We start from the raw sequence: 7,601 nt of genomic DNA on the forward strand, positions 1-7,601 counted from the left end.
GTGGAGAAATTGCAGGCGCGGCCGGCAACCCGCCATCTTTTGTTGGTGCTGTCTGCCGTCAACGCTATCGATGTATCGGCCTTGCAGGGCTTGCGCGAACTCAATCGCGGCCTGCACGAGCAGGGCGTGGTGCTGCATCTGGCCGAGGTCAAGGGGCCGGTGCTCGATCAGCTCAAGGCCAGCGGCTTTCTGCAGGAATTGACTGGCCAGCTGTTCCTGTCAACCCATGCGGCGATGAGCAGCCTGAAACATCACCATGGCGAGGATTTCGTCATCTGACTCGCTATCATTTGCGCCACAGCAAGGTGTGAGCGCCGCGCGCGGCGCAGTATGCACCCTGGCAGTACCCGAAGATCAACAGTCAAGGAGACAACGGTGTACACAACAGGCCTTTCGCAAAACCCGGCGAATTTCGCCCCGCTTAGCCCGATCGACTTTCTGCTGCGCGCTGCCGAGGTGTATCCGGACCGCGTCGCCATCGTGCACGGCGATATCCGCCGCAGCTGGGGCGAAACCCATGCGCGCTGTACTCGCCTTGCATCGGCCTTGAAGCGACACGGCATACAGCGTGGCGATACGGTGGCGGCCATGCTGCCGAATATTCCGGCCATGGTGGAAGCGCACTTCGGCGTGCCGATGTGCGGTGCGGTGCTCAATACCCTCAATACCCGGCTCGACGCCGAGGCGCTGGCCTTTATGCTCGATCATGGCGAGGCGAAGGCGATCCTGGTCGATCGCGAGTTTGCCGGCGTCATCGGCATGGCCTTGCTGCGCTGCCAGGTCAAACCGCTGGTGATCAATGTCGATGACCCGCAATACAGCGGCAGCGGCGAGCCGATCGGCACGCTTGAATACGAAGCCCTGCTTGAGAGCGGCGACCCGGACGCGCCCTGGCAGCCGCCGGCGGATGAGTGGGAGGCGATCTGCCTCAACTACACCTCGGGCACCACCGGCAACCCCAAGGGGGTGGTCTATTCGCATCGTGGCGCCTACCTGGCCGCAACCAGTAATATTCTGGAATGGGATTTGCCCAAGCATCCGGTCTATCTGTGGACCTTGCCGCTGTTTCATTGCAATGGCTGGACCTTCCCGTGGACCATTGCCGCCCGTGCCGGCGTTAACGTGTGCCTGCGCAAGGTCGATGCGGCGCTGATTTTCGAATTGATCCGCCGCGAGCGCGTCAGCCACTATTGCGGTGCACCGATTGTGCACAATCTGCTGGTCAATGCCCCGAGCGAGCTGCGCGCCGGCATCAACCATCAGGTCAAGGCGATGGTGGCCGGTGCCGCGCCGCCGGCCGCGATGATCGAGGGGATGGAGCAAATGGGATTCGACATCACCCATGTCTACGGCCTGACCGAGGTATATGGCCCTGCCGCCGTCTGCGCCAAACAGGCGGCCTGGGATGAGGTGGCGCTATCGGAGCGCGCCCGCCTCAATGCCCGGCAAGGGGTGCGCTATCACCTGCAGGCCGGCATGACCGTGCTGGACCCGGCCACCATGCAGCCGGTACCGGCCGATGGCGAAACCATGGGCGAGATCATGTTCCGCGGCAATCTGGCCATGAAGGGCTATCTGAAAAACGCCAAGGCCACCGAAGAAGCGTTTGCCGGCGGCTGGTTCCACAGCGGCGACTTGGCGGTGCTGGACCCGGATGGCTATGTGAAGATCAAGGATCGCAGCAAGGACATCATCATCTCGGGCGGCGAAAACATTTCCAGCATCGAGGTGGAGGATGTGCTGTACCGCCATCCTGCCGTGATGGTGGCGGCGGTAGTGGCCAAGCCCGATGAGAAATGGGGCGAAACCCCCTGCGCCTTTGTCGAACTGCGCGCCGGCGCGACGGTAAGCGCCGAGGAAATCATCGCCCACTGCAAGCAGCTGCTGGCCGGCTTCAAGGTGCCGCGCCATGTGGTGTTTGGCGAATTGCCCAAAACGGCGACCGGCAAAATCCAGAAATTCGCCCTGCGCAAGCGGGTTGAAGAGGCTGGCTAGCGCAGCAGTCGACAATCAACGGCGCTCGTGCTCTGGCGAGCGCCGCACTGCATCAGGCGCGGATGTCGATGATGGCTGCCACGTTGTGGCCAGTTTGCCGGGCGGGTGTGGGGCGAACCTCGCCCGCCGGCCCATCGCTCGGCGCTGGTCGGCTGGCCTGTTTCAGCGTTTCAATCTGGGCCTGTAGCGCCGCCATCTGCTGGCTGAGCCGGGTTTCCTCCTTGAGCTTCTCATCGCGCGGCGTGGTCTGGCAGCCGCAGATATCGGCGTATTTGCGCTGCAGGATATCGATTTGCCCCTGCAGTACCGCAAGCCGTGCAGCCGGTTTTCCTGATTGCAGATTGCTACTGGCAAAACCATTGCTGCCTGCTGACGCAATATTCATGTCATGCCCCTCGATCGACCCGTAGCGCTGATGGCGCTTGGTCGTGCGTAGCTCCGACCCATTACAGACATCTCATGACTCAGCGGGGGGAAAGCCCTGAATGGATCGCTGTTCAACTTGAATAGCTGGCCCCGGGAAGCCCGGCAGGCTTGCAAGCCGGGAGGAGTCCATATCGGGACTTAAGCAGGGTCGGGCAAGATGTTGATTTCTTGTGAATTTATTTCGCCCTTTCCGCCCCTGCCGCGGCAGGCGAAGTGCGCTTTTTGTGCGTAACTGGATTCGTTCAACGCTTTGCCGGGTTTGGGTCGAGCGCGCCGATCAGGTAAAATCCGGTTTTTGCAAGGAAAGCCGCCCCGCCATGGACAAAGTCCTTATCCTCGATTTCGGCTCGCAAGTTGCACAACTGATTGCCCGCCGCGTGCGCGAAGCGCATGTCTACTGCGAACTTCATCCTTACGATATGCCGCTGGCCGAGATCAAGGCCTTCGGTGCCAAGGCCATCATCCTCTCTGGTGGCCCCAATTCCGTTTACGAGAGCGACTACCAGGCTGATCCGGCTTTGCTGGAGCTTGGCGTGCCGGTGCTGGGTATCTGCTATGGCATGCAGTGGATGGCGCAGGCCCTGGGCGGCAAGGTAGAGGGCGGCGACAAGCGCGAATTTGGCTATGCCGAGATTCGTGCCCGTAACCATTCGCGCTTGCTGGAAGGTTTGCAGGACCGGGTGGGCGATGCCGGCGAGGGCATGCTGGACGTGTGGATGAGCCATGGCGACAAGGTCACCGCGCTGCCGCCCGGCTTTGGCATCATTGCCGAAACGCCTTCCTGCCCGATTGCTGCCATGGCGGATGAAACACGCCATTTCTATGCCGTGCAATTCCATCCGGAAGTCACCCACACCAAAAAGGGCACCGAGATCCTGCATCGCTTCGTGCTGCATGTGGCGGGCGCGCAGCCCTCGTGGACCATGCCCAATTACATCGACGAAGCGGTGAAAAAGATCCGCGAGCAAGTCGGTGACGAGGAAGTGATCCTGGGCCTGTCGGGCGGTGTGGATTCCAGCGTGGCCGCGGCCCTGATCCACCGTGCCATTGGCGACAAGCTGACTTGCGTCTTCGTTGACCATGGCCTGTTGCGCCTGAACGAGGGCGAGATGGTGATGGATATGTTCGCGCGCAATCTGGGCGTGAAGGTGATCCATGTCGATGCCAGTGCCGAGTTCATGGGCCACTTGGCCGGTGTGACCGACCCGGAAGCCAAGCGCAAGATCATCGGCCGCGAATTTGTCGAAGTGTTCCAGCGCGAATCGGCCAAGCTCCCCAATGCGAAGTGGCTGGCCCAGGGCACCATTTACCCGGATGTGATCGAGTCGGCCGGCAGCAAGACCAAGAAGGCGCACACCATCAAGAGCCACCACAATGTTGGTGGCCTGCCCGAGACGCTCAATCTCAAGCTGCTCGAACCCCTGCGCGAGCTGTTCAAGGATGAAGTGCGCCAGTTGGGCGTGGCGTTGGGGCTGCCGCATGAAATGGTGTACCGCCATCCCTTCCCCGGCCCGGGCCTGGGCGTGCGTATTCTCGGCGAAGTGAAGCGCGAGTATGCCGAGCTGCTCAAGCGTGCCGATGCGATCTTTATCGAAGAGCTGCGCAATACCCGCGACGAGGCAAGCGGCAAGAGTTGGTACGACCTCACCTCGCAGGCGTTTGCCGTGTTCCTGCCGGTCAAGTCGGTCGGGGTAATGGGTGATGGTCGCACTTATGACTATGTGTGCGCCCTGCGTGCCGTGGTGACCAGCGATTTCATGACCGCGCACTGGGCGGAATTGCCGTATTCGCTGCTGGGGCGGGTATCGAATCGCATCATTAACGAGGTGCGCGGCCTCAATCGGGTGGTGTACGACGTGAGCGGCAAGCCGCCAGCGACCATCGAGTGGGAATAAGCTGCACGTATCGATTGAGTTTGGCCCGCCCTGTGCGGGCCATTTTCTTGGGTGAGGTAGATGGATCGCGCACAGCAATTACTGGACCAGGGGCGCCAGCTGGCGAGTTTGGGGCGGGCACGGGAGGCTGCTGCCCTGTATCAGCAGGCTTTGACGCTGGCACCGCAGTTTGCGCCAGCCATGCATCAGCTCGGGCTGGCCTTGGCGCAGCAGGGCATGGCGGATATGGGCCGCATCATGCTGGAGCGTGCACTGGCGATTGCCGAGCTACCCGGCATACGCCTCGATCTGGCACGCCTTTACGAGCGCGCAGGCCGCGGCGATGCAGCGCTGGGCATGGCACGGCAAGCCTGGGCCGGCACGCCGCACGATGCGGCGGTCGGGCGGTTGCTGGCGCGCCTGTGTGAGCAGCACGGTGCGGTGGATGAGGCACTGCAGGTGCTGCATGCGCTATGCACGGCAGAGCCTCGGCAGGCAAGTGAATGGCTGGCGCTGGCGCAAATGGCCTACCGTAGCGATAGGCTGGCCCTGGCCCGCGAGGCATTCGAGGCGGCCTACGCGTTGTCGCCGGCCATCCTTGAGCAAGCCTGCATCGGCTATGCCGAGCCGGCCGCGCTTGGCCGGGCGGCCAACACGGCGCAGCAGTCAATTGCGCGGGAGCTACAGGCAGACGAGCTGATCGATCAGGTCCTGCACGGCGCTGATCTGCAGGTGTTTGATGATTTCCTGCCCGACCCGGATACCATGCGCCAGTGGGCCATGGCGCAAACTTACCGGCCGGCGCAGGGCAACTATCCGGGGCAGCAGACAGCCGCCTTGCGCTGTGATGAGCTGATGCAAGCCATTGCCGATTGCCTGCATCGCCGCATCAAATGGGCCTCGCCCGACAATGGTGTGTTGCGCCTGTCACTGGCCGATGCCCAGGCGCGGACCGATATCCATGTCGATGACGAGCAGGCAGTTCAAACGCAGCGCTATGCGGCCGTGCTCTACCTGACTTTGCCGGTGCATTGCCAGGGTGGCACCAGCTTTTGGCGCCATCAGGCTACTGGCTGGCTGAAGCGGCCAAGCGATGCGCAGTTGCGCGAGGCCGGGCTGGCCGACTTTCGCAGTTTTCTGCGCCGCGAATTGCCGATTGCCGGCGAGCGCGCTTTTACCGAGCTGACAGCACAGCGCCAGCGCTGGCACAAGCTGTTTACCGTGCCGATGGCGTACAACCGCTTGGTTCTGTACAAGGGCAATTACTTTCATGCCATCGACAGTGTGTTCGGAAGCGATTTCAGCGATGGCCGCCTGACCCGTTTGTTTACCTTCGAGGTGGTTTGATAGCCCGAAGGCGAGCGCCGGAAGCTTGCGCTGCAGTCAGCGTGTGCGAATCCGACGGACGGCATAAGTTACTATTTTATAATATATAATTTTACGATACTGTTCGCGCTTCGTCTGCGGGAAAACCCTAGCGCCTTGCTGGGCCCGAGCAGAACCTGATTCTCTCCACGGAGCGGGCAGTATGGCAAATGCGCGGGTAAGACAGTCGGATATCCAGCTTGGGCAAGCATTGCGCTGGGATGTGTTTGACCGCAATGGCCGTTTGCTGCTCAGCAAAGGGCACATCATCAATAGCGAAAGCCAGCTGGAGCGGCTGGTAGGCGTGGGCCTGTATGCCGATGCCGCCGCGCTGGCCAAATCACGCAATGAGGCCATGGCCGAGGAGCAGGAGCCGCCCTCGGTTGCCGCCACGCTGTGCAATGCGCGGCGCCGCCTCGATCAGCTGTTCAAAGACCTCGACAATATCGCCCGGCAGGGGCGCCTGGCGTCTTGCATCGACGAGATCGCCCGCCAGGTCGACGCCGCCTGCAGCCATGATCCGCATGTAGCGCTGGCCATGGTGATGCTGCGCCAGGAAGGGCGCTATGCCACCCGCCATATGCTGGATGTGGCGGTTGTAGTGCGGCTGGTAGCCCGCGCCATGGGGATGACACCACAACATGAAGCCTCGCTGGTGGCGGCTGCGCTGACCATGAATATCTCCATGGCCGATTTCCAGGATGAGCTCAAGCAGCAAAATGCACCGCTGACCCCGTCGCAACGTGCACGGATGGACCGCCATCCGCAGGAAGCGCATGACTTGCTGGTCAAGGCCGGTGTCACTGACCCGATCTGGCTCAATGCCGTGTTGCACCACCATGAACGCCTCGATGGCAGCGGCTATCCGGCGCATCTGAATGGCAGCGCCATTGCCAGCGATGGTCAGCTGATCTGCCTGGCCGATATCTTCTGTGCACGGGTAACGCCGGCACTGTACCGGCCGGCCATTGCATCCAATGTGATCTTGCGCGGCTTCTTGCTCGAACGCGGCAAGGCTTACGACCCGGCGGTGACGGCCTTCTTTATCAAGGCGCTGGGGGTGTATCCGGCCGGCTTGCTGGTGAAGCTGGCCAATGGCGAGATCGGCATCGTGGTCAAACACGGCAATAGCCCGCAAACGCCGGTAGTGGCCAGTTTCATCAATGCCGGCGGCGCGCCGATGTCGCTGGTGCTGCGCCGCGAAACCGATACCCGCGACTACGCGATCACTGATTCGGTCGACCCGAAAAGCTTTACGGCCTACGTCAATATGGAAGCCATCTGGGGCGCGGTGGCCTCGATGAAGGGGCCAGATGCCAGCCTGGTTGCGGCCAACGCCGGCCAGCATCGCCTGGAGCCGATGGCCGCCTGAGCCCGCTTTGGGCGAAGCCTACAGAGCCTCGTCCCAGCTGGCCCGGTGGCTACCCAGCGGCATGCTGGGCAGTGCCCAGTGCGCTGGCGTCGCCGCCAGCTGCGCGGCATGGCGTACCGCTGTCATGGTCCCGAAGCCGGATGGGCTTTCCTCCAGCAGATCGCCGACTGATTCATGACCGATACCGGGGCAATGCAGTCCACCGTCGATGCGGCCCAGACTACGCAGCCAGTTGGCCGTCTGCGCCAGTGAAACCCGCACATGCCAGCTGCCGCCTACGGTGGCGCGGCGGTGCAGGGCGGCGATGGCGGCAAAGGCAAGCAAATAGCCGGAGGCATGATCGAGTACCTGCATGGGCAATACGCGCGGCGTCGCCTCATTGGCGGCCTCGGCCTCCGCATGGTTAAAGCCGGTGGCGGTCTGTACCAATGAATCGAAGCCGCGTTTGTCGGCCCAGGGGCCATGCTGGCCATAGGCGCTCAGCGAGACATAGATCAGCCCGGGCCGCCGGCGGGCCAGCGCCTGTGGGCTGAAGCCGAGATCGGCGAGGCCACCGGGACGATAGCCCT

Annotated in this window: 7 protein-coding genes; 5 read left to right on the forward strand and 2 right to left on the reverse strand. The window is 62.4% G+C overall.

Annotated features, from left to right (window positions below):
- Together ACE3OH_RS16800 and ACE3OH_RS16805 are read left to right on the forward strand one after the other, a co-directional pair.
- Positions 1 to 279, forward strand: a 279-nt coding sequence (locus ACE3OH_RS16800; protein ID WP_374355608.1) for a sodium-independent anion transporter, incomplete at its 5' end; no start/stop codon positions are given.
- Between the two features lie 96 nt (positions 280 to 375).
- Complete coding sequence (locus ACE3OH_RS16805; RefSeq protein ID WP_374355611.1) at positions 376 to 1,995, forward strand: acyl-CoA synthetase; 1,620 nt, start codon at positions 376 to 378, stop codon at positions 1,993 to 1,995.
- A 52-nt stretch (positions 1,996 to 2,047) separates the two neighbouring features.
- Here the strand turns inward: ACE3OH_RS16805 and ACE3OH_RS16810 are convergent, their stop codons facing one another.
- Positions 2,048 to 2,380, reverse strand: coding sequence for a hypothetical protein (locus tag ACE3OH_RS16810; protein WP_374355614.1), 333 nt, complete (start codon positions 2,378 to 2,380; stop codon positions 2,048 to 2,050).
- A gap of 358 nt (positions 2,381 to 2,738) precedes the next feature.
- Here ACE3OH_RS16810 and guaA point away from each other — a divergent pair, with 358 nt between their 5' ends.
- The 3 genes from guaA (at position 2,739) to ACE3OH_RS16825 (ending at position 7,032) form a co-directional block, all read left to right on the forward strand.
- Positions 2,739 to 4,316 (forward strand): glutamine-hydrolyzing GMP synthase, encoded by a 1,578-nt coding sequence (gene guaA, locus ACE3OH_RS16815; RefSeq protein WP_374355617.1) that lies wholly within the window; start codon positions 2,739 to 2,741, stop codon positions 4,314 to 4,316.
- Between the two features lie 60 nt (positions 4,317 to 4,376).
- Positions 4,377 to 5,642 carry a DUF6445 family protein gene (locus ACE3OH_RS16820; protein WP_374355620.1) on the forward strand — a complete coding sequence of 422 codons (1,266 nt, stop codon included), beginning with the start codon at positions 4,377 to 4,379 and terminating at the stop codon, positions 5,640 to 5,642.
- Positions 5,643 to 5,823: 181 nt separating this feature from the next.
- Positions 5,824 to 7,032, forward strand: a complete 1,209-nt coding sequence (locus ACE3OH_RS16825; RefSeq protein ID WP_374355623.1) for an HD-GYP domain-containing protein — start codon at positions 5,824 to 5,826, stop codon at positions 7,030 to 7,032.
- Positions 7,033 to 7,050: 18 nt separating this feature from the next.
- Here ACE3OH_RS16825 and ACE3OH_RS16830 read toward each other — a convergent pair.
- Positions 7,051 to 7,601 (reverse strand): CoA transferase (locus ACE3OH_RS16830; protein ID WP_374355627.1); only part of this gene is annotated, 551 nt, incomplete at its 5' end.

It is taken from the genome of Chitinimonas sp., assembly GCF_041904975.1.
Taxonomy (GTDB): domain Bacteria; phylum Pseudomonadota; class Gammaproteobacteria; order Burkholderiales; family Chitinimonadaceae; genus Chitinimonas.